Origin of the sequence: Pseudomonas sp. SK (assembly GCF_012975065.1) — a bacterium.
Classification (GTDB): domain Bacteria; phylum Pseudomonadota; class Gammaproteobacteria; order Pseudomonadales; family Pseudomonadaceae; genus Aquipseudomonas; species Aquipseudomonas anuradhapurensis.
Window position 1 is genome coordinate 5,448,235 of the sequence record NZ_CP051857.1, and the last position, 19,405, is coordinate 5,467,639.

20 protein-coding genes and 1 other RNA gene are annotated in these 19,405 nt (G+C 64.9%); 9 read left to right on the plus strand and 12 right to left on the minus strand.

Features of this window, described 5'->3' with window-relative positions; all coding sequences use genetic code 11:
• Positions 1 to 103: 103 nt before the first annotated feature.
• From gcvH to HG549_RS24835, 9 genes are all read right to left on the minus strand, one after another.
• Positions 104 to 487: a glycine cleavage system protein GcvH gene (gene gcvH / locus HG549_RS24795; RefSeq protein ID WP_170033631.1), complete on the minus strand. Its 384-nt coding sequence runs from the start codon at positions 485 to 487 to the stop codon at positions 104 to 106.
• Positions 488 to 539: 52 nt separating this feature from the next.
• Positions 540 to 1,622 (minus strand): glycine cleavage system aminomethyltransferase GcvT, encoded by a 1,083-nt coding sequence (gene gcvT, locus HG549_RS24800; RefSeq protein ID WP_170033633.1) that lies wholly within the window; start codon positions 1,620 to 1,622, stop codon positions 540 to 542.
• A 125-nt stretch (positions 1,623 to 1,747) separates the two neighbouring features.
• The gene (locus HG549_RS24805) at positions 1,748 to 3,370 is read right to left on the minus strand and encodes an iron ABC transporter permease (RefSeq protein WP_170033635.1); all 1,623 of its coding nucleotides are present in this window, start codon (positions 3,368 to 3,370) and stop codon (positions 1,748 to 1,750) included.
• Between the two features lie 161 nt (positions 3,371 to 3,531).
• Positions 3,532 to 4,533 (minus strand): extracellular solute-binding protein, encoded by a 1,002-nt coding sequence (locus HG549_RS24810; RefSeq protein ID WP_170033637.1) that lies wholly within the window; start codon positions 4,531 to 4,533, stop codon positions 3,532 to 3,534.
• A gap of 210 nt (positions 4,534 to 4,743) precedes the next feature.
• Entirely contained in the window at positions 4,744 to 5,961 is a 1,218-nt protein-coding gene (locus tag HG549_RS24815; RefSeq protein ID WP_170033639.1) for a 2-octaprenyl-3-methyl-6-methoxy-1,4-benzoquinol hydroxylase, read from the minus strand.
• 9 nt (positions 5,962 to 5,970) lie between these two features.
• On the minus strand, positions 5,971 to 6,456 hold the full coding sequence (locus tag HG549_RS24820; protein WP_170033641.1) for a DUF4442 domain-containing protein: 486 nt from the start codon (positions 6,454 to 6,456) through the stop codon (positions 5,971 to 5,973).
• Positions 6,453 to 7,652: a 2-octaprenyl-6-methoxyphenyl hydroxylase gene (gene ubiH, locus HG549_RS24825; RefSeq protein ID WP_170033643.1), complete on the minus strand. Its 1,200-nt coding sequence runs from the start codon at positions 7,650 to 7,652 to the stop codon at positions 6,453 to 6,455. The genes HG549_RS24820 and ubiH overlap by 4 nt, the downstream gene beginning before the upstream one ends.
• Positions 7,649 to 8,983 (minus strand): Xaa-Pro aminopeptidase, encoded by a 1,335-nt coding sequence (gene pepP / locus HG549_RS24830; RefSeq protein WP_170033645.1) that lies wholly within the window; start codon positions 8,981 to 8,983, stop codon positions 7,649 to 7,651. The genes ubiH and pepP overlap by 4 nt, the downstream gene beginning before the upstream one ends.
• 20 nt (positions 8,984 to 9,003) lie before the next feature.
• On the minus strand, positions 9,004 to 9,558 hold the full coding sequence (locus tag HG549_RS24835; protein WP_170033647.1) for a YecA family protein: 555 nt from the start codon (positions 9,556 to 9,558) through the stop codon (positions 9,004 to 9,006).
• 185 nt (positions 9,559 to 9,743) lie between these two features.
• Between HG549_RS24835 and HG549_RS24840 the strand changes: the two genes are divergently transcribed.
• The 4 genes from HG549_RS24840 (at position 9,744) to HG549_RS24855 (ending at position 11,130) form a co-directional block, all read left to right on the plus strand.
• Positions 9,744 to 9,926 carry a TIGR02449 family protein gene (locus HG549_RS24840; protein ID WP_170034340.1) on the plus strand — a complete coding sequence of 61 codons (183 nt, stop codon included), beginning with the start codon at positions 9,744 to 9,746 and terminating at the stop codon, positions 9,924 to 9,926.
• Positions 9,923 to 10,243, plus strand: a complete 321-nt coding sequence (locus HG549_RS24845; protein WP_003259368.1) for a cell division protein ZapA — start codon at positions 9,923 to 9,925, stop codon at positions 10,241 to 10,243. Before HG549_RS24840 ends, HG549_RS24845 begins: the two co-directional genes overlap by 4 nt.
• Positions 10,244 to 10,260: 17 nt before the next feature.
• Positions 10,261 to 10,440, plus strand: a non-coding RNA gene (gene ssrS, locus HG549_RS24850) — 6S RNA.
• An 81-nt stretch (positions 10,441 to 10,521) separates the two neighbouring features.
• Entirely contained in the window at positions 10,522 to 11,130 is a 609-nt protein-coding gene (locus HG549_RS24855) for a 5-formyltetrahydrofolate cyclo-ligase (protein ID WP_170033649.1), read from the plus strand.
• Positions 11,131 to 11,149: 19 nt separating this feature from the next.
• On the opposite strand, the gene HG549_RS24860 is transcribed toward HG549_RS24855, so the two are convergent.
• On the minus strand, positions 11,150 to 11,302 hold the full coding sequence (locus HG549_RS24860; protein ID WP_170033651.1) for a hypothetical protein: 153 nt from the start codon (positions 11,300 to 11,302) through the stop codon (positions 11,150 to 11,152).
• A gap of 178 nt (positions 11,303 to 11,480) precedes the next feature.
• Here HG549_RS24860 and HG549_RS24865 point away from each other — a divergent pair, with 178 nt between their 5' ends.
• The 4 genes from HG549_RS24865 (at position 11,481) to HG549_RS24880 (ending at position 16,850) form a co-directional block, all read left to right on the plus strand.
• A complete protein-coding gene (locus HG549_RS24865) occupies positions 11,481 to 11,930 on the plus strand; it encodes an EVE domain-containing protein (protein ID WP_170033653.1) in 450 nt (149 codons plus the stop codon).
• Positions 11,931 to 12,059: 129 nt separating this feature from the next.
• The gene (locus HG549_RS24870; RefSeq protein WP_170033655.1) at positions 12,060 to 13,019 is read left to right on the plus strand and encodes an HlyD family secretion protein; all 960 of its coding nucleotides are present in this window, start codon (positions 12,060 to 12,062) and stop codon (positions 13,017 to 13,019) included.
• Positions 13,016 to 15,736 carry a ribosome-associated ATPase/putative transporter RbbA gene (gene rbbA / locus HG549_RS24875; protein ID WP_170033657.1) on the plus strand — a complete coding sequence of 907 codons (2,721 nt, stop codon included), beginning with the start codon at positions 13,016 to 13,018 and terminating at the stop codon, positions 15,734 to 15,736. Before HG549_RS24870 ends, rbbA begins: the two co-directional genes overlap by 4 nt.
• Position 15,737: 1 nt before the next feature.
• Entirely contained in the window at positions 15,738 to 16,850 is a 1,113-nt protein-coding gene (locus HG549_RS24880) for an ABC transporter permease (RefSeq protein ID WP_170033659.1), read from the plus strand.
• Between the two features lie 71 nt (positions 16,851 to 16,921).
• On the opposite strand, the gene HG549_RS24885 is transcribed toward HG549_RS24880, so the two are convergent.
• Positions 16,922 to 17,326: a flagellar basal body-associated protein FliL gene (locus HG549_RS24885; RefSeq protein WP_170033661.1), complete on the minus strand. Its 405-nt coding sequence runs from the start codon at positions 17,324 to 17,326 to the stop codon at positions 16,922 to 16,924.
• 157 nt (positions 17,327 to 17,483) lie between these two features.
• Between HG549_RS24885 and HG549_RS24890 the strand changes: the two genes are divergently transcribed.
• Positions 17,484 to 18,461: an NADPH:quinone oxidoreductase family protein gene (locus HG549_RS24890; protein WP_170033663.1), complete on the plus strand. Its 978-nt coding sequence runs from the start codon at positions 17,484 to 17,486 to the stop codon at positions 18,459 to 18,461.
• Between the two features lie 114 nt (positions 18,462 to 18,575).
• Here the strand turns inward: HG549_RS24890 and HG549_RS24895 are convergent, their stop codons facing one another.
• Positions 18,576 to 19,226: a gamma-glutamylcyclotransferase gene (locus tag HG549_RS24895; RefSeq protein WP_170033665.1), complete on the minus strand. Its 651-nt coding sequence runs from the start codon at positions 19,224 to 19,226 to the stop codon at positions 18,576 to 18,578.
• Between the last annotated feature and the right edge of the window lie 179 nt (positions 19,227 to 19,405).

Sequence of the window (19,405 nt, forward strand, 5' to 3'; positions counted from 1 at the left end):
CGCCCCCATCGCGACACAAGGCCGCTCCTGCAATGGATCGCGATCGCCTGTAGGACCGGCCTGGTGTCGATAGGGCTGCGAAGCAGCCCCAAGGATCCTGCAGTTACTCGCCGATGGCAGCCTTGTAGCCAGCAGCATCCAGCAGCTTGTCCAGCTCGGCCGGGTTGCTTGGCTTCAGCTTGAAGATCCAGGCTTCGTAAGGTGCTTCGTTGAGCAGTTCCGGGCTTTCAGCCAGCTCCTCGTTGACCGCAATCACTTCGCCACCCACCGGGGCATAGATGTCCGAAGCGGCCTTCACCGACTCGACCACACCGGCGGCGTCGCCAGCGCCAAACGCCTTGCCGACCTCGGCCAGTTCAACGAACACCACGTCACCCAGGGCTTCCTGGGCGTGGTCGCTGATACCCACGGTCACAGTGCCGTCGGCTTCCAGGCGGGCCCACTCATGGCTCTCGGCAAAACGCAGGTCGCTAGGGATATCGCTCATGTCTTGAATTCCTCGATTTGGCTCAGCGGTACGCCCGCCGGTTGAAAATTGTTCAGATCAGGATCTTGCCGTGGCGCACGAAGGTCGGTTTGACCACCCGCACCGGGTACCACTTACCGCGAATTTCCACCTCGGCCCGGTCGCCGGTGGCCATGGGTACGCGTGCAAGGGCAATGGACTTGCTCAGCGTAGGCGAGAAACTACCACTGGTGATCTCCCCTTCGCCAATCCCTGCCACCCGGACCACCTGGTGGGCACGCAGTACACCACGCTCTTCCAGCACCAGGCCGACCAGTTTTTCCTGTACACCTTGTTCGATTTCCGCCAGCAGGCCGGCGCGGCCGATGAAGTTGCGCTCGGCGGGCTCCCAGGCGATGCTCCAGCCCAGGTTGGAAGTGAGTGGTGTGTGTGCTTCGTCGATGTCCTGGCCGTACAGGTTCATGCCGGCTTCCAGGCGCAGGGTGTCGCGGGCGCCAAGGCCGCTTGGGGCAATGCCGGCGCCGACCAGGTCGTTGAAGAAGGCCACGGCCTGCTCGCCAGGAAGGATGATCTCCAGGCCGTCTTCACCGGTATACCCGGTGCGGGCAATGAACCAGTCGCCTTCGGCAATGCCCTCGAATGGGCGCAGTTCGCGAATCAGCGCGGCGCGCGCGGAGCTGAGCAGGGCGGCGACCTTTTCGCGTGCATGCGGGCCCTGGATGGCGAGAATGGCCAGGTCGGGACGGACCCGGAAGTCCACGGCAAAACCGGCACGCTGTGCGGCCAGCCAATCGAGTACCTTGGCCCGGGTGGCGGCGTTGGTGACCAGGCGGTAGCCGGCTTCGGTGCGGTAGACGATCAGGTCGTCGATGACCTTGCCCTGCTCCTGCAGCAACGGGCTGTACAGTGCCTTGCCGATATCGTCGAGACGGGCCACGTCGTTGGCCAGCAGGCGCTGTAACCAGGCAGTGGCGTCGCTGCCGTCGACATCGATCACGGTCATGTGGGACACATCGAACACCCCGCAATCGCTGCGCACCTGATGGTGCTCCTCGACCTGCGAGCCATAGTGCAGGGGCATGTCCCAGCCACCGAAATCGACCGTCTTGGCGCCCAGCGCCAGGTGCAGGTCGTACAAAAGCGTGCGCTGTCCCATGGGTTTCTCCTTCCGGGCGTGGCGAAGCGGCGGCGGTCGATGACGTTGGGTCGTCAGCTCTTCTTGTGTAGGACCCGCCGCGCGAGTGCCGCGCATTGTAGCCGCAAGGGCGCGGGCTGACACCCTCAGTGACTGTGACCGGGTCGACGAGCCGAACGGCGAATCAGGCCGATGACCGGCAGCAACCCCACCAGCACCAGGCTCAGTGCCGGCAGCGATGCACGTGCCCACTCACCCTCGCTGGTCATCTCGAACACCCGCACGGCCAGGGTGTCCCAGCCGAACGGGCGCATCAGCAAGGTGGCCGGCATTTCCTTGAGGACGTCGACGAATACCAGCAAGGCGGCGCTGAGGGCACCCGGTACCAGCAGCGGCAGATACACCTTGAAAAACAATCTCATGCCACCGACACCCAGACTGCGCGATGCCTCGGGAAGTGACGGGCGAATACGCTCCAGGCTGCTTTCCAGCGGCCCGTAAGCCACCGCGATGAAGCGCACCAGGTAGGCCAGCAGCAACGCAGCAAGGCTACCCAGCAACAGTGGCTTGCCAGCCCCGCCCAGCCAGCTGGACAGCGGGATGACCAGCTGGTTATCGAGGTAGCTGAAGGCCAGCATGATCGATACCGCCAGCACCGAACCAGGCAAGGCATAGCCCAGGTTGGCCAGGCCGACCCCGGCGCGGATGGCATTCGTCGGTGCCTGGCGCCGTGCAAAGGCCAGCAGCAGCGCCACGCTCACCGTGACCAGCGCCGCCATGCCGCCCAGGTACAGGGTGTGCAGCACCAGGCCGACGTAGCGCTCGTCCAGGTCATGCCGGCCGCGCTGCCAGAACCAGCTCAGCAGTTGCAACAGCGGGATGACGAAGGCGCAGGCGAACACCAGCAGGCACCAGCCACTGGCCAGCAACGCCTTGATCCCACGCAGGTGGTAGAGCGCCTGCCCGCGCGGGCGCTCGTTGCCGCTGCGGCTGGCGCCGCGTGCCCGGCGTTCGCCGTACAGCACCAGCATCACCGCCAGCAACAGCAGGCTGGCCAGCTGGGCTGCGCTGGACAGGCTGAAGAAGCCGTACCAGGTCTTGTAGATGGCGGTGGTGAAGGTGTCGAAGTTGAACACCGCCACGGCGCCGAAGTCCGCCAGGGTTTCCATCAACGCCAGGGCTATCCCGGCGCCGATAGCCGGCCGCGCCATGGGCAGCGCCACGCGCCAGAATGCTTGCAGCGGGGACAGCCCAAGCACCCGCGCCGCTTCCATCAGGCCTTTGCCCTGGGCCAGGAAGGCGCTGCGCGCCAGCAGGTAGACATAGGGGTAGAACACCAGCACCAGCACGATGATCACCCCACCGGTCGAACGCACCCGCGGCAGGCGCATTGGCCCGAACAGCTCGCGCAAGGCGCTTTGTACCGGGCCGGCGAAGTCCAGCAGGCCAACGAAGACGAACGCCAGCACGTAGGCAGGGATGGCGAACGGGAGCATCAGCGCCCAGTCCAGCCAGCGCCGGCCGGGGAACTCGCAGAGGCTGGTCAGCCAGGCCAGGCTGACACCCAGCAGGGTGACGCCGATGCCCACGCCCACCACCAGCGTCAGGGTATTGCCCAGCAGGCGGCTCATCTGGGTGTCGAGCAGGTGCGACCAGATCTGCAGGTCGATCGACTGCCACGACAGCAGCAACACGCTCAGGGGCAGGAGCACCAGGGCGGCGATCAGGGCGACCGGGAGGTACCAGCGGCGTTGGGCGGTGTGCGGCAAGTAGAATGTCTCTGTGGATGATTTGCGACCGCCTTGCGGTCGTTCGCGGGCATGCCCGCTCCCACAGGGACCACACATGCGCCAAAGGCAGTGGCCAACCTGTGGCAGCGGGCGTGCCCGCGAAAAGGCCTGATAAGCCCCGGAAGGATAAAGCCTGGCGCTTAGTTCCAGCCAGCCCGGTCCATCAAGCGAATCGCTTCAGCCTGGCGCTTGCCGGCGATCTCCACCGGAATGCTGTCGGCCTTGAAGCTGCCCCACGCCGCCACTTCGTCCGATGGCTTGACCTTCGGGTTGGCCGGGAACTCCTGGTTGATGTCGGCAAACAGCTTCTGCGCCTCTTCAGTAGTCATCCACTCCACCAGCTTCTTCGCCGCCTCCGGGTGTGGCGCATGCTTGGTCAGGCCGATGCCGGACAGGTTCACGTGCACGCCACGGTCACCCTGGTTGGGCCAGAAGATCTTCACCGGCAGTTTCGGGTTCTGCTGGTGCAGCCGGCCGTAGTAATAGGTGTTGACCACGCCCACGTCGCACTGGCCGGCCTCGATGGCCTGGATCACCGCGTTGTCATCGGAGAACACGTCGGTGGACAGGTTGTTGACCCAGCCTTTGACGATCTGCTCGGTCTTCGCCTCGCCGTGGGTCTCGATCAGGGTGGCAGTCAGCGACTGGTTGTACACCTTCTTCGCCGTACGCAGGCACAGGCGGCCTTCCCACTGTTTGTCGGCCAGGGCCTCGTAGGTGCTCAACTCCTCCGGCTTGACCCGCTCGGTGGAGTAGATGATGGTGCGCGCGCGCAGGCTCAGGCCAGTCCAGTCGTGCGACGAAGCGCGGTACTGCGGCGGGATGTTGCGGTCGATGATGTCGGACTGGATCGGCTGTAGGATGCCCATCTGCTCGGCCTGCCACAGGTTACCGGCATCGACGGTCAGCAGCAGGTCGGCCACGCCGTTGTCGCCCTCGGCCTTGATGCGTTGCATCAGTGGGGCCTCCTTGTCGGTGATGAACTTGATCTTCACCCCGGTCTTGGCGGTATAGGCATCGAACACTGGCTTGATCAGCTCGTCGATGCGCGAGGAGTACACCACCACTTCGTCCGCCGCCTGGGCAGTGCCGCCGAACAGGGTCAGGGCCAGGGCGGCCAGTAGGGGCTTGCGTGGCAACATGGAAAGCGCTCCTCGGATCGTATGAGAGGCACAAATGGTAGTGAATCCCATTTTCCGGCTCATCTACCTAGCCGTTACTGGATGTTGCAGAGGGTAACAGTTGCGAGGTTCCTGTGGGAGCGGGCATGCCCGCGAACACCGGCAAAGCCGGTGCCATACACCGCGTTGCCTGTTTCGCGGGCATGCCCGCTCCCACAGACTCCAGCAATCTCATGCCTTGGCGAGATCCGGCAGATCACCGGTCAAACCCAGCGCCTGGCGCACGAACAGCGCCTTGGCCTCCGGCATCTGCTGCACCAGCTTCAAGCCAGTGTTACGTAACCAGCGCAACGGCAACGGGTTGGCCTGGAACAACCGCTCGAACCCTTCCATCGCCGCCATCAGCGCCAGGTTGTGCGGCATGCGTCGGCGCTCGTAACGGCTCAGCACCTTCACATCCGCCAGCCGCTCGCCACGCTCGCAGGCATTGACCAGCACCTCGGCCAGCACAGCAGCATCGAGGAAGCCCAGGTTGACCCCCTGCCCGGCCAACGGGTGAATGGTATGCGCAGCATCGCCGATCAAGGCCAGGCCTTCATCCACATAACGCTTGGCGTGGCGCTGGCGCAACGGCACGCACACCCGCGGGTCGGCCTGCAGGACATCCCCCAGGCGCCCCTCGAAAGCCTGCTGCAGGGCCTTCACGAAGGCCGCTTCATCCAATGCCATCAACTGCTCGGCATGCTCCGGCGTGGTCGACCAGACGATCGAGCACCAGTCCTGCTGGCCATCGCGGGTCAACGGCAGGAACGCCAACGGCCCTTCATCGGTGAAACGCTGCCAGGCCGTGGCCTGGTGCCCGGCGCTGCAACGCACGCTGGTGACGATGGCATGGTGCAGGTAATCCCACTCGCGGGTTTCGCAACCAGCCAGACGGCGCACCGCCGAGTTGGCGCCGTCGGCGGCGATCACCAGCGGCGTGCGCAGCTGGCGGCCGTCGGCCAGGGTCAGCAGCCATTCATCGCCCGAGCGGCGCAGCTGTTCGAGCCGGGCGTTGGCTAGCAGGCCGATGTCACTGTCATGCAGGCGCTCCAGCAGGCCATCCTGCACCACCCGGTTCTCGACGATATGGCCAAGTACCTGGGCATGCACGCTGGCAGCCGAGAAGTGAATCTGGCCGGTGCCACTGCCGTCCCACACATGCATGTCCGAGTAGGGCGTGGCGCGCCGCCGGGCAATGCCATCCCAGGCGCCCAGGCGTTCGAGGATGCGCTGGCTGGCCGCCGACAGCGCGCTGACTCGCGGTTCGAACGGGGCCTGGGCATCGAACGGCTTGACCGCCAGCGGGCCACCGTCGAGCAAGAGGATTTGCAGGCCGCTGTGGCGTAACGCCAGGGCCAGGGCGCTGCCGACCATACCGGCACCGACAATCAACAGATCTGCGCGCATTTCCATGCCTTACGCCAGCCTCGCTTGCGGCTTGAGCCGCACATATAGGGTTTTATCGACCCGCGCCACCAGCTCGCCGGCGCCGTCGCGAATATCGACCTGCAGCCGCGGCAGGCACTTCTTGCCAGTGGCGGTCTGCTGGCGAATCTCGTCCAGCAACACGTCATCGACATGGAGTTCGGCATACACCGGGCCTTTGCCCGGTGAAATGAAATCGATGCTGGCGGCCTTGTCCCAGACGATGTAGTCACGCCCCAGCTGCTCGATCAGCAACAGCATGTAGAACGGGTCGACCATGCCGTACAGGCTGCCGCCGCACTGGGTACCGACGTAGTTGCGGTTCCAGCGGGTCAGCTTCATCGCTACCTTGACGCTGCGCAGGTCTGCACTGATGTGCTGCACGCGGATACCGGCGCCGAGGTGCGGCGGGAACAGGTTCAGGCGCCAACGCAACAGGCGCGCGCGGCGCGCCAGCCGGCGTGCATCAGCGGTCATGCCTGCCCCCGCGAATCGGCGCGGGTGCCCAGGCCCATGGCCTGGCGGGCAAACCAGCTTTTCGCCGGCGGCAGCAGGTCGAGCCCGAGCAGCCCGAGGTTGCGCCCGGCGGCCAGCAACGGCTGGCTGCTGCCGAACAGGCGGGTAACCTGATCGGAAAAACCGATGGTCAAGGCCTGGTCCAGGCGCTGGCGCTGTTGATAAGCCTGCAGGGTGGTCAGGTCGCCAGGCCACTGCGGGCCGGCCAGCAATGCTTCGGCCAGCGCCTGCACGTCACGCAGTGACAGGTTGAAGCCCTGCCCGGCAATCGGGTGCAGGCTGTGCGCGGCGTTGCCCAGCACCACCAGGTGCGGCCGCACCTGCTCCTCGGCCTCGATCAGCGACAACGGGTAGAGGTGCCGCGCGCCAACCTGGCGCAGCGCGCCCAGGCGGTAGCCGAACACCGCCTGCAACTCGCGCAGGAAGTGGCGCTCGTCGATATCGGCCAGGCGCCGCGCATCCATGCCTTGGCGGGTCCAGACCAGCGCGCAGCGGTTTTCCGGCAGCGGCAGCAGGGCCATGGGGCCGGCTTCGGTGAAACGCTCGAAGGCCTGGCCACCGTGGGCCTCGCCCGGGGTGATATTGGCGATCAACGCGCTTTGTTGGTAGGGCGTGTGACGCACATGGATGCCCAGCTGTTCGCGCAGGCCGGAGCGGCCACCGTCGGCAAGCACCGCCAGGTCACATTCAAGCTGGGTGTCGTCGTTCAGCATCAGCCGGTAGCCACCTTCGATCGCCTGCATCGAGGTCACTTCCGCCGGGCAGCGCCAGCTCACCACTTCAGTGTCCAGGCCTTGCCACAGGCATTGGCCCAACCAGGCGTTTTCCACCACGTAACCCAGCGCCGGCACGCCTTCTTCCTGGGCATCCAGGCGGGTAGCGCCGAAGCGGCCACGGTCGGAAACATGAATCTGCCGGATCGGCTCGGCGCGGCGCTCGATCGCTTGCCACAAGCCCAACTGCTGGTAGATCTGCCGGGTGCCGAACGACAGTGCCGACGAGCGCGCATCATAGCTGGGCTGGAAGCTGTCGCCGGGGGCGAACGGCTCGATCAGCAGGATTTTCCAGCCGCGCGCCTTGACCCCGGCCTGCAGGGCCAGGGCCAGGCTTGCGCCGACCAGGCCGCCACCGATGATCGCCAGATTCACCCGGTTCATGCGACGTCCTTGCGCGCTGCCTGCATCAGCGCCTCGATCTCGGCGACCGTGCGCGGCACGCCCGAAGTCAGGATTTCACAGCCTTGCCTGGTCACCACCACGTCATCCTCGATTCTTACACCGATGCCGCGCCACTTCTTCGCCACGGCCTGATTGTCGGCGCCGATATAGATGCCCGGCTCGACGGTCAGCGCCATGCCGGGTTCAAGCACCCGCCATTCGCCGCCAACCTTGTACTCGCCCACGTCATGCACATCCATGCCCAGCCAGTGCCCGGCGCGGTGCATGTAGAAGGCGCGGTAGGCCTCACTGTCGATCAAGGCCTGCACTTCGCCCTGGAGCAGGCCCAGTTGCACCAGGCCCTCGGTGATCACCCGCACGGTCGCCTCGTGGGCGTGGTTCCAGTGCTTGCCCGGGGCGATTTCGGCAAACGCCGCCGCCTGGGCCTTGAGCACCAGCTCGTAGATGGCCTTCTGCTCGGGCGAAAAACGCCCGCTGACCGGGAAGGTACGGGTGATGTCGCTGGCGTAGCAGTCGATCTCGCAGCCGGCATCGATCAGCACCAGGTCGCCATCCTTGAGCGGCGCGTCGTTCTGCTGGTAGTGCAGGATGCAGGCATTGCGCCCGGCCGCGACGATCGAGCCGTAGGCCGGCATCTTCGCCCCGCCCTTGCGGAACTCGTAGTCCAGCTCGGCTTCCAGGCTGTATTCATGCAGCCCGGCCCGGCAGGCCTGCATGGCCCGCACGTGGGCCCGTGCCGAGATGTCTGCGGCAGCACGCATCACTTTCACTTCCGCCGCTGATTTATACAGGCGCATGTCGTGCAGCAGATGATCCAGCGCAACGAACTCGTTCGGCGGCTGGGCGCCCAGGCGTGCCTTGGAGCGGATCACGTTGATCCAGTCCATCAGCCGGCGGTCGAATTCGGGGTTGCTGCCCATGGCGCTGTAGACCCGCTCGCGGCCTTCGATCAGGCCCGGCAGGATCTCGTCGATGTCGGTGATGGGGAAGGCATCGTCGGCGCCAAAGTCGCGCACCGCGCCCTCCTGGCCGGCACGCAGGCCGTCCCACAGCTCGCGCTCGGGGTTGCGTTCACGGCAGAACAGCACGTATTCGCCATGCTCGCGCCCCGGGATCAGCGCGATCACCGCCTCCGGCTCGGGGAAGCCGCTGAGGTACTGGAAGTCGCTGTCCTGGCGGTACACATGCTCGACGTCGCGGTTACGAATGGCAACCGCAGCGGCGGGCAGGATGGCGATGCTGTTGGGGACCATCTGCGCCATCAGCGCCTTGCGCCGACGGGCATATTCGGCTTTGGGAATGTGGCTCATGGGCAGACTACCCCGGTTGATCAGTGCAGCGATGGCTTGGGCGCGGGGGCGGCCGGCTTGGCCAGCTCGGAGAACAGCAGCAGTGGTGCCACACGCAGGTATTCCATGACCTCCATGTAGTCGCTCTCGCCGTCCTCGGACTCTTCGAGGGCTTCCTGGACCTGGGAAATGGCCACCAGGTCCTGCAGCACTTCCTTGGCCTCGTCGGACAGCTCCTTGCCACCGGCATTCAGACCGAAACCGGTAATGAAGCCCTGGCACCACTGGCCGAGTGCGGTGGCACGGTCGCTCAGGGCAGCGTCGTCGGAAGGCAGCAGCAGGACGATCGCCATGTCGTCGCTGGTCAGCTCGCCCTTGACCATTTCCTGCAGGCCAACCAGGGCGTTGCGCACCGTGTCGCCAGGTTCGGTTTCCAGCAGCTGGGCGGCATCGGCCAGCCAGCCTTCGGCGTCGAAGCCGGCACCGGCGCAACTGCGGCCGATCAGCAGGCCGTGCAGTTCGGCCGGGGTGACAGGATGGCCATTGCTGGACAGCAGCATGGCGAAGGCGATGTAGGGCGATTGGGTATTGGGCATGGGCAGCTAGGCGCCAGACGGCGCAATGACTAGAATGGAGACCTTGTATCCTAGCACCGGCAGGCGCGCCAAGACCATCGGCACTGGCCGTCGCCGCCCGGCGAGAGGCATCATCATCGCCACGGTGACTCAATGACGGAGCGAATCGAGTGCAACCCACGCAAGAGAACGACCTGCAGGCACTGATGAGCCGATTCGAGTTGCTGATCCAACGCGTCGAGCAACTAAAACGGCAAAATGCACTCCTAGTAGCTCAGGAAAAATCCTGGCGCGAAGAGCGCGCCCACCTCATCGAAAAGAACGAGATCGCCAGGCGCAAGGTCGAGTCGATGATTTTACGCCTCAAGGCTCTGGAGCAAGACTCATGAGTTCAAGCAATAGCGTCACCGTGCAGATCCTCGACAAGGAATATTCGATCATCTGCCCGCCGGAAGAGCGCAACAACCTGGTCAGCGCGGCGCGCTACCTGGACGGCAAGATGCGCGAGATCCGCAGCAGCGGCAAGGTGATCGGCGCCGACCGCATCGCGGTCATGGCCGCGTTGAACATCACCCACGAAATGCTGCACCGCCAGGAAGACCGCAATGATGCGCCGGCCGGCGGTACCACCCGCGAACAGGTGCGCGACCTGCTGGAGCGGGTCGATCAGGCGCTGTCCGACGATGCGGATACCAAAATCGGCTGAGGTTGGTATACTGGCGCCACTCCCTGGGGGATGCGCCAGTCGGTTATGTCCCTGAGCCGATACGCACAACCACGGGGGTTGCACGCTGGGGCCGGTGTGCATGTCCGCCCGACGGAAAGCCTTAACGCCCCCTGCAATCTCCACCTTGAACTTTCGGGTTCAAGGGCTACACCGATAGCGGTCTTATCGGGGAGCCTGAATTCTCTTGCCCGCCTCTACCGGCGGGCAATTCGTTTTGGTCGGCCATGTCGGCCAACACACTTGGGACCGCTCGTGCCATGACCGACACCGCGCCGCTCACCCGCCCCCAGCTTCGCCGCCTGCTGCGCAATGCCCGCCGCGCCCTCACCCCGGCCCAGCAACGCCAGGCCGCTGTCGGCCTGTACCGCCAGCTGGCGCAACACCCGCTATTCCGCCGGGCCCGGCACATTGCCCTGTACCTGCCCAATGACGGCGAGATCGACCCTGCCCTGCTGCTGCGCGAGGCCCAGCGCCGTGGCAAGCGTGTCTACCTGCCGGTACTCCATGCCTGGCCACGCACACGAATGGTGTTCCAGCGCTTCGAACAGGGCGAAAAGCTCAAGCCCAACCGCTTTCGCATTCCCGAGCCAGTCACCGAGCGCAAGCGCCAGCGCCCGATCTGGTCGCTGGACCTGATCCTGCTACCGCTGGTCGGTTTCGACGAAGTGGGCGGGCGCCTGGGAATGGGCGGCGGCTTCTATGATCGCAGCCTGGCCTACCAGGCGCGTCGCCAGACCTGGAAAAAGCCATTGCTGTTAGGGCTGGCGCATGAATGCCAGAAGGTCGAGCGGCTGGCGCAGGCCAGCTGGGATGTACCGCTGCAGGGCACGGTCTCGGACCGCGGCTGGTACCTGGCGCCACGTTGAAGGGCGCCAGCGAGGGGGATCAACGTTGTGGCTGGCTGGCGTCGACCGGCATCTGGTAGGCGTTGTCCAGCTTGCGCTCCCAGAACCCTTGCGCATAACCGGTAGTGACCACACCCAGGCCGAAAATGAACACCAAGACCCACAGCAAGTCTGGCTTGTTGCGTTGATTCATCGAAGATTGCCCCCCCGGCAAACTGTCCAGCGCTCGGCGATTTTCTGGGTACCGCCGGAGCATCGTGCTTTTATCGGGGCGCATTTTCCGACAACCTGCGTCTACACGCAAACCTTGACGTCAACCGGCTGTCGGTTTCGTGCAACAGGTTATTTCAAACCATTTCAGGAGCACCTCCATGGCCTACTGGCTGATGAAATCCGAGCCCGACGAGCTCTCCATCGAAGCCCTTGGCCGCCTCGGCGAAGCGCGCTGGGACGGCGTGCGCAACTACCAGGCACGTAACTTCCTGCGGGCCATGAGCGTTGGCGACGAATTTTTCTTCTACCACTCCAGTTGCCCGCAACCGGGCATCGCCGGCATTGCCAGAATCACCCGCGCGGCCTACCCGGACCCAACCGCGCTGGACCCGCAAAGCCCTTATCACGATGCCAAGGCCACGCCGGAAAAGAACCCGTGGAGCGCGGTGGATGTGGCCCATGTGCAGACGCTGCCACGGGTGCTGGAACTGGGCTGGCTGAAACAGCAGGCCGGCCTGGCCGAACTGCCGCTGGTACAGAAGGGCAGCCGCCTGTCGGTGATGCCGGTGACTGCCGAGCAATGGGCGGTGATTGTCGCTTTGCGTTGAAACTGCGGCTAAGGTCATAAACCAAATGGGGCTGCGGGGCAGGCCCCGTCATGGATTTGACCAATATCAACACACCACCCATGGCCGCAGGCCATGATGCAATGTGCATGACCGCAAGGATGCAGAACGATGAACCGATACGCCCCCAGAATCTTCGCCACCGCGCTGCTCGCCCTGCTTGCGGCAGCCGCTGGGCTGGGGTACTGGAAGTCGCTGCACGACCAGTTGCCCGAAGGCCTGAGCATGGGCAACGGTCGCCTCGAAGCCACCGAAGTGCAAATCGCCAGCAAGATCCCCGGCCGCCTGGCCGAAGTGCTGGTCGATGAAGGTGACAAGGTCACCCGCGGGCAATTGCTTGCACGTATCGACACGCGCACCATGGAAGCCCAACGCAGCCAGGCCGAAGCCGAAGTGCTGCGCGCCCGGGAAAACTATGCCGCGGCCCAGGCCAGCGTGCAGCTGCGCCAGAGCGAACTGCTGCTGGCCAGCCAGGAACTCAAGCGTGTGCGCGAGATTTTCCAGCGCAAATACGCCAGCCAGCAGTTGCTTGACCAGCAACAGGCGCGCTTCGACACGGCAAACGCAGCGGTGGTCGCCGCCCGCGCCCAGCTGGCCGCCATCAAGGCTGCCATCGGTGCTGCCGAAGCCCAGGTGGCGCAACTCACCAGCGAAATCGACGACAGCAGCCTGCGCGCACCGATCAACGGCATCATTCAACTGCGCCTGGCCGAACCCGGTGAAGTGCTGGGTGCCGGCGGCCGTGTATTGATGCTGATCGACCCCAGCGACCAGTACATGAACCTGTACCTGCCGGCCTCTACCAGCGGCCGCCTGACCGTCGGCGATCAGGCGCGCATCGTGCTCGACGCCCTGCCCGAGCGGGCGCTGCCGGCGAAAGTAGCCTTCGTCGCCGCCAAGGCCCAGTTCACCCCCAAACAGGTGGAAACCCGCGACGAACGGCAGAAGCTGGTGTTCCGGGTCAAACTGCGCCTGAGTGACCCGGGCGCCGTGCCGCAGGCCAAACCGGGCATGCCAGGTGCCGGCTATGTACGCACGGCTGAGGTGGACTGGCCGGCCAACCTGCAATGAACGCCCCGGCACTGCTGGCCGAAGGCATCAGCCATTGCTATGGCGACCTGGCGGCCTTGCACACCCTCGGCTTCAGCCTGCCGGCTGGCACCCGCTGCGCGCTGATCGGTCCGGACGGGGCTGGCAAGTCGACCCTGCTGGGCCTGATCGCCGGGGTCAAGCGCCTGCAACAGGGCGAACTGCAGGTGTTGGGTGGTTCGATCCGTCAGCGGCGCCACCGCGCGGCGCTGTACCCCAAAGTGGCGTTCATGCCGCAAGGGCTGGGCAACAACCTTTATCCGGAACTGTCGATCAGCGAGAACATCCGCTTTTTCGCCACCCTGTTCGGCCTTGGCCGTCGCGAATGCGAGCAGCGCATGGCCAACCTGCTGCAGGCCACCGACCTGCAGCGCTTCGCCGAGCGCCCGGCGGGCAAGCTGTCAGGCGGCATGAAACAGAAACTGGGCCTGTGTTGTGCGTTGATCCACGAGCCGGACCTGCTGATCCTCGATGAGCCGACCACTGGCGTCGACCCGCTGTCGCGGCGGCGCTTCTGGGAGCTGGTCGAAGAGGTTCGCGCGCAGCGCCCGCAACTGACCCTGCTGGTGGCCACCGCGTACATGGAAGAAGCCGAACAGTTCGAGCACTGCCTGATGCTCGATGGCGGCCGCCTGCTGGCCGCCGGGCCTAGCCACGAATTGGCTGCGGCCACCCCCAGCGGCAAGCTGGACGATGCCTTCACCCATTACCAGGGTGCGGGCAAGGCGCAACACCCGCCGCTGATCATCCCGCCACGCCCGGCGTCTGACGGCCCGGTGGCGATCGAAGCCCACGACCTGACCTTGCGCTTTGGCGACTTCACGGCGGTGAAGAAGGTCAGTTTCGCCATTGGTCGCGGGGAAATTTTCGGCTTTCTCGGCTCCAACGGCTGCGGCAAGACTACCACCATGAAAGTGCTCACCGGGCTGATACCGGCCAGTGAGGGCAGCGCCAGCCTGCTCGGCCGTCCGGTGGATGCCAGCGACCTGGCCACGCGCAAGCGGGTCGGTTTCATGTCGCAGAGCTTTTCGCTGTATGGCGAGCTCAGCACACGGCAGAACCTGACCCTGCATGCGCGCCTGTTCGACCTGCCCAAGGCGGAGAGCGCCCAACGCATCGATGAAGTGATCGAGCGCTTCGACCTCGGCGCCATTGCCAACCAGCCGTCCGGCGCCCTGCCCCTCGGCCTGCGCCAGCGCCTGTCGCTGGCGGTCGCAGTATTGCACCGCCCGGAAGTGCTGATTCTCGACGAACCCACCTCCGGTGTCGACCCGGCCGCCCGCGACGACTTCTGGCGCCTGCTGGTAGAACTGTCACGCGAGCAGGGCGTGACCATTTTCCTGTCCACCCACTTCATGAACGAAGCGCAGCGCTGCGACCGCATCTCGCTGATGCACGCCGGCCAGGTACTGGCCTGCGACACGCCGGATGCCCTGCAGCGCCAGTACCAGGGCGACACCCTCGAAGACGCGTTCGTGCGCTGCCTGGAACAGGCCCAGGAGCTGGCCCCGCCGACCACCGACAGCACCGTGCTGGAGCAGGCCGCCACGCCTGCACCGGCGCTACGCCAAGGCTTCAGCCTGCGGCGCCTGCTGGCCGTGGCCAGCCGCGAGGGCAAGGAACTGCTGCGCGACAAGGTACGCCTGGCCTTCGCCCTGCTGGGTGCGATGTTCATGATGGTGATCTTCGGCTATGGCATTTCGCTGGATGTGGAAAACCTCGCCTTCGCCGTCCACGATCAAGACCAGAGCCCGCAAAGCCGCGCCTACCTCGAAGCCTTCCGTGGCTCGCGCTATTTCGCCGAGCAACCGCTGATCCGCGATTCCCGCGACATGCACCAGCGCCTGCAACGCTCGGAGATCAAGCTGGCGCTGGAGATTCCGCCCGGCTTTGGCCGCGACCTGTATGCCGGCCGCCAACCGGTGGTGGCCGCCTGGCTCGACGGTGGCATGCCGTTCCGCGCCGAAACCAGCCGCAACTACGTGGAAGCCGTGCACCAGGCCAACCTCGAACAGCTGGCGAAGGCCAGCAAACAGCCACAGCCACGCCAGGACCTGGTGCGCCTGGAAACACGTTTTCGCTACAACCAGGACGTGGTCAGCGTGAATGCCATCGGCCCGGGTGTGATGGCCCTGATCCTGGCCTTCATCCCGGCCATGCTTACCGCGCTGGGCATCGTCCGCGAGAAAGAACTTGGCGCCATCACCAACTTCTACGCCACACCGCTCACCCGCCTGGAGTTCCTGCTCGGCAAGCAGATGCCGTACCTGGCCGTGAGCCTGGTCAACCTGGCGCTGCTGGTGGCGATGAACCGCTGGCTGTTCGCCGTACCGCTCAAGGGCAGCGTGCTGGCCCTGGCCTGTGGCGGCCTGGCCTACCTGCTGGCAACCACCAGCCTGGGCCTGCTGATCTCGGCTTTCACTCGCACCCAGATCGCCGCCATCCTCGGCACCATGATCATCACCAGCCTGCCGACCATCCAGTTTTCCGGCCTGATCGTGCCACGCTCGTCGCTGGACGGTGCAGCGGCGGTGATGGGCCAGCTGTTCCCGGCGGGCTACTTTCTCGATATTGCGGTGGGCACCTTCACCAAGGCACTGGGCCTGCGCGAACTGTGGCCGCAGTGCCTGATCCTGCTGGGCTTCTTCACCGTATTCACCGGCCTCAGCCTGGCCATGCTGAAGAAGCAGGAGGCCTGACATGTCGCACTTCAGCCACACCCTGCGCCTGGGCCTCAAGGAACTGACCAGCCTGCGCCATGACAGCGTGTTGCTGCTGTTCCTGCTGTACGCCTTCAGCGTGGCCATCTACATGCCGGCAGCCGGTTCGGTGATCGGCGTGCACAATGCCAGCGTTGCAGTGGTCGACGAAGACCACAGCCTGCTGTCCCGCAAGCTCAGCGAAGCCTTGCAACCGCCCGAGTTCCAGCCCGCCGTGCCGCTGGCCCCGGAGCGCCTGGACCAGGCCATGGACAGCGGCCAGTACACCTTCGTCATCAATGTGCCGGTGAACTTCCAGAGCGACCTGCTGGCCGGGCGCTCGCCGGAGCTGCAGATCAACGTCGATGCCACCGCCATGAGCCAGGCGTTCATGGGCGCCGGCTATATCGGCCGCATCTTCGAACGCGAGCTGCTCGACTACGGCCAGCGGGCGGACGCCCAGAGCCCGATCGCGATCAATGCCAAGGCCCTGTTCAACCCCAACCTGGAGGGTGGCTGGTTCCTGGCGGTGATCCAGATCGTCAACAACATCACCATCCTGGCGATCATCCTCACCGGCACCGCGCTGCTGCGCGAGCGCGAACATGGCACTCTCGACCACCTGCTGGTGCTGCCGCTGACCGCCCTGGAAATCATGCTGGCGAAAATCGCCAGCAATGCGCTGGTGGTGGTGATCTGCACCTGGATTTCGCTGGTGGTGGTGGTCAAGGGTGCGCTGGGCGTGCCGCTGTCCGGCTCGATGGGGTTGTTCCTGGCGGTGACGGCGCTGTACCTGTTCGCCAGTACTGCCTTGGGCATCTTCCTCGCCACCCTGGCGCGTTCGACGCCGCAGTTCGGCTTGTTGGCGATCCCGGTGATCATCCCGATGCTGATGCTGTCCGGCGGCAGCACACCACTGGACAGCATGCCGCAGTGGTTGCAATGGCTGATGCAGGGCTCGCCATCGACGCACTTCGTCAGCCTTGGCGCGGCAATCCTGTTCCGTGATGCCGGGTGGACAGTGGTGTGGCCGGACGTCCTGGCGCTGGCCGTGATCGGCCTGGTGTTCTTCAGCGTGGCCCTGGCACGGTTTCGCCGTAGCCTGGCGTCCTGAACTGGGCGCCAGGCTTGCGAGCCCCTATGGCAGGGGCTTGACCCGCGAACACGAGCGACGCGGGCTGCAGGTCACTGCACGATCAGGTTGTTGAACAGCAGGTCTTCGACGATCGGTTTGCCCTCTTCCGCCTCCATCACCTGCTGCACCTGCTTCAGCGCTTCCTGGCGCAGATGCTCCTTGGCCTCGACATTGCTCATGCTTTCCACCGATTGCTGGGTAAACAGCGCCACCAACTGGTTGCGGATCAGCGGCTCGTGATGCTTCACCGCCTTGGCCGCTTCGTCGCCGGTCACGCGCAGGGCCACATCGGCCTTGTACACGCGCAGCCGCGGGCTGCCGTCGAGGGCATAGTTGCCGACAAAGGGCGGGCTCAGGCTGATGTAGGCGACCTTGGGCGCCCCTTCCTTGGCTTCCTCGGCCATGGCCGCAGCCGGCAGCAGCAGCGCCAGCACCATCAAGATCCACGCTTTCACGAATTCGCTCCTCAATACAGTTGTCGCCAGCTTACCCAGCACACCGCTCAAACCCAAGCCTGGGCTTATGCCACGCCATCAGGACCGGCCATGCTCGTTGACCGCTCAGGCGGCCCTCCTACACTTATCGGCCATTACCCGCAAAGGAATAGCCCCGATGAAAGCTGTGTTGTGCAAAACCCTGGGCCCGGCGCGTGACCTGGTGCTGGAAGAGGTGGCCAGCCCGGTACCGAAGAACAACGAGATCCTGCTGGATGTGCAGGCTGCCGGGGTCAACTTTCCCGACACCCTGATCATCGAAGGCAAGTACCAGTTCCAGCCACCATTGCCGTTCTCCCCCGGCGGCGAGGCAGCCGGCGTGGTGGCCGCGGTCGGAGAAAAGGCCGGCGCCTTCAAGGTCGGCGACCGGGTCATGGCGCTCACCGGCTGGGGAGCGTTCGCGGAACAGGTGGCGGTGCCGTTCTACAACGTGTTGCCGATGCCGGCGAGCATGGACTTCACCACCGCTGCAGCATTCGGCATGACCTACGGCACCTCCATGCATGCCCTGCGCCAGCGTGGCCAACTGCAGGCAGGTGAAACCCTGCTGGTGCTGGGCGCATCCGGTGGGGTAGGCCTGGCGGCGGTGGAGATCGGCAAGGCCATGGGCGCACGGGTGATCGCGGCGGCCAGCAGTGCGGAAAAACTGGCCGTGGCCAAGGCGGCCGGCGCCGATGAACTGATCGACTACAGCCAGGCCAGCCTGCGTGACGAGATCAAGCGCCTGACCGGCGGCCAGGGCGTGGACGTGATCTATGATCCGGTGGGCGGTGAGCTGTTCGAGCAGGCGGTGCGCGGGCTGGCCTGGAATGGCCGGTTGTTGGTGGTGGGCTTTGCCAGCGGGACGATTGCGCAGCTTGCAGCCAACCTGGTGTTGCTCAAGGGCGCTGCGGTGCTGGGGGTATTCTGGGGAGCATTTGCGCAGCGCCAGCCACAGGACAATGCGGCCAACTTCCAACAACTGTTTGCCTGGCATGCCGAAGGCAAGCTGAAGCCGCTGGTGTCGCAGACTTATCCACTGGCTGAGGCGGGCGCCGCCATTGAGAGGCTGGGGCAGCGGCAGGCTGTGGGTAAGCTGGTGGTGTTGGCTCACTGATTTTGCGGCTGCTGCGCAGCCCATCGCGACACAAGGCTGCCCCTACAGGGTTACGCATTCCCCTGTAGGGGCGGCCTTGTGTCGCGATGGGCCGCAAAGCGGCCCCGGAAATACTTAAACTTCCCGCAGGTTATGGCAACGGCGGAACCGTGCCTCGAGGTTGCGATCGGGCATCTGGTGGCTACGCAGGGCATTCAAGGTCTGCTCGACATAATCACGGGTAGTGCCATAACGCCCCTTGGCGCTGGCCAGGATCTGGCTCAGCAAGGTATCTGGCAAGTTCCCGGCATAGCACGGCAGGTGCCGCTCCAGCACAAAGCCCAGCGCCTGTACCTTGCTGCCATCACCCAGCCGGCAGTTGAGCCAGTGCGGCCGATACGCCGGGTACGGCATTTCGCGTTGCCACAGGGCCATCAGCGAGTCATCCAGGTTGCTTTCTTCCAACCGGTAGGCAAAGCCACTGCACGAACCACCCCGGTCCAGACCGAATACCAGCCCAGGAGTTTCCGGGGTGCCGCGGTGTTCGTGCGACCACAGATACAAGCCCCGGTGGTAACCGTGCACCCGGGCGCGCTGGCGCTCCACGGAGTTGCACTCCGGTCGCCAGATCAAAGAACCATAGGCAAACAGCCACACCGGCCCACCCTGATGGCGAGACATGGTGCTCTGCATGGAGTTGTACAGTTGCTCGTGGGTCAATTGCTGACCGAAGTCGAGCGAGGGAGGATAAGTAACTTTCCAGGACGAACTTTCAAGTGCCGACATAAGCTGCCGCCATAATTCCCTGTGAACTACGCATGTAGCGAAAAACGATTCGAGGCAGTCGTAGTATACCGCCTGTGCCGGCCCTGTCGCCGGCAAGCCAACTCCCACACGGGAGACATGCATAACCTAAGACAGACCGGTGCGTCAGCTCAAGTATATGTCGAAATTTTCATCGGGCA

Coding starts and splice junctions, on each gene's coding strand:
- gcvH (WP_170033631.1), bottom strand. CDS start 487: ATGAGCGATATCCCTAGCGACCTGCGTTTTGCCGAGAGCCATGAGTGG.
- gcvT (WP_170033633.1), bottom strand. CDS start 1,622: ATGGGACAGCGCACGCTTTTGTACGACCTGCACCTGGCGCTGGGCGCC.
- HG549_RS24810 (WP_170033637.1), bottom strand. CDS start 4,533: ATGTTGCCACGCAAGCCCCTACTGGCCGCCCTGGCCCTGACCCTGTTC.
- HG549_RS24815 (WP_170033639.1), bottom strand. CDS start 5,961: ATGCGCGCAGATCTGTTGATTGTCGGTGCCGGTATGGTCGGCAGCGCC.
- HG549_RS24820 (WP_170033641.1), bottom strand. CDS start 6,456: ATGACCGCTGATGCACGCCGGCTGGCGCGCCGCGCGCGCCTGTTGCGT.
- ubiH (WP_170033643.1), bottom strand. CDS start 7,652: ATGAACCGGGTGAATCTGGCGATCATCGGTGGCGGCCTGGTCGGCGCA.
- pepP (WP_170033645.1), bottom strand. CDS start 8,983: ATGAGCCACATTCCCAAAGCCGAATATGCCCGTCGGCGCAAGGCGCTG.
- HG549_RS24835 (WP_170033647.1), bottom strand. CDS start 9,558: ATGCCCAATACCCAATCGCCCTACATCGCCTTCGCCATGCTGCTGTCC.
- HG549_RS24840 (WP_170034340.1), top strand. CDS start 9,744: ATGAGCCGATTCGAGTTGCTGATCCAACGCGTCGAGCAACTAAAACGG.
- HG549_RS24845 (WP_003259368.1), top strand. CDS start 9,923: ATGAGTTCAAGCAATAGCGTCACCGTGCAGATCCTCGACAAGGAATAT.
- HG549_RS24855 (WP_170033649.1), top strand. CDS start 10,522: ATGACCGACACCGCGCCGCTCACCCGCCCCCAGCTTCGCCGCCTGCTG.
- HG549_RS24860 (WP_170033651.1), bottom strand. CDS start 11,302: ATGAATCAACGCAACAAGCCAGACTTGCTGTGGGTCTTGGTGTTCATT.
- HG549_RS24865 (WP_170033653.1), top strand. CDS start 11,481: ATGGCCTACTGGCTGATGAAATCCGAGCCCGACGAGCTCTCCATCGAA.
- HG549_RS24870 (WP_170033655.1), top strand. CDS start 12,060: ATGAACCGATACGCCCCCAGAATCTTCGCCACCGCGCTGCTCGCCCTG.
- rbbA (WP_170033657.1), top strand. CDS start 13,016: ATGAACGCCCCGGCACTGCTGGCCGAAGGCATCAGCCATTGCTATGGC.
- HG549_RS24880 (WP_170033659.1), top strand. CDS start 15,738: ATGTCGCACTTCAGCCACACCCTGCGCCTGGGCCTCAAGGAACTGACC.
- HG549_RS24890 (WP_170033663.1), top strand. CDS start 17,484: ATGAAAGCTGTGTTGTGCAAAACCCTGGGCCCGGCGCGTGACCTGGTG.
- HG549_RS24895 (WP_170033665.1), bottom strand. CDS start 19,226: ATGTCGGCACTTGAAAGTTCGTCCTGGAAAGTTACTTATCCTCCCTCG.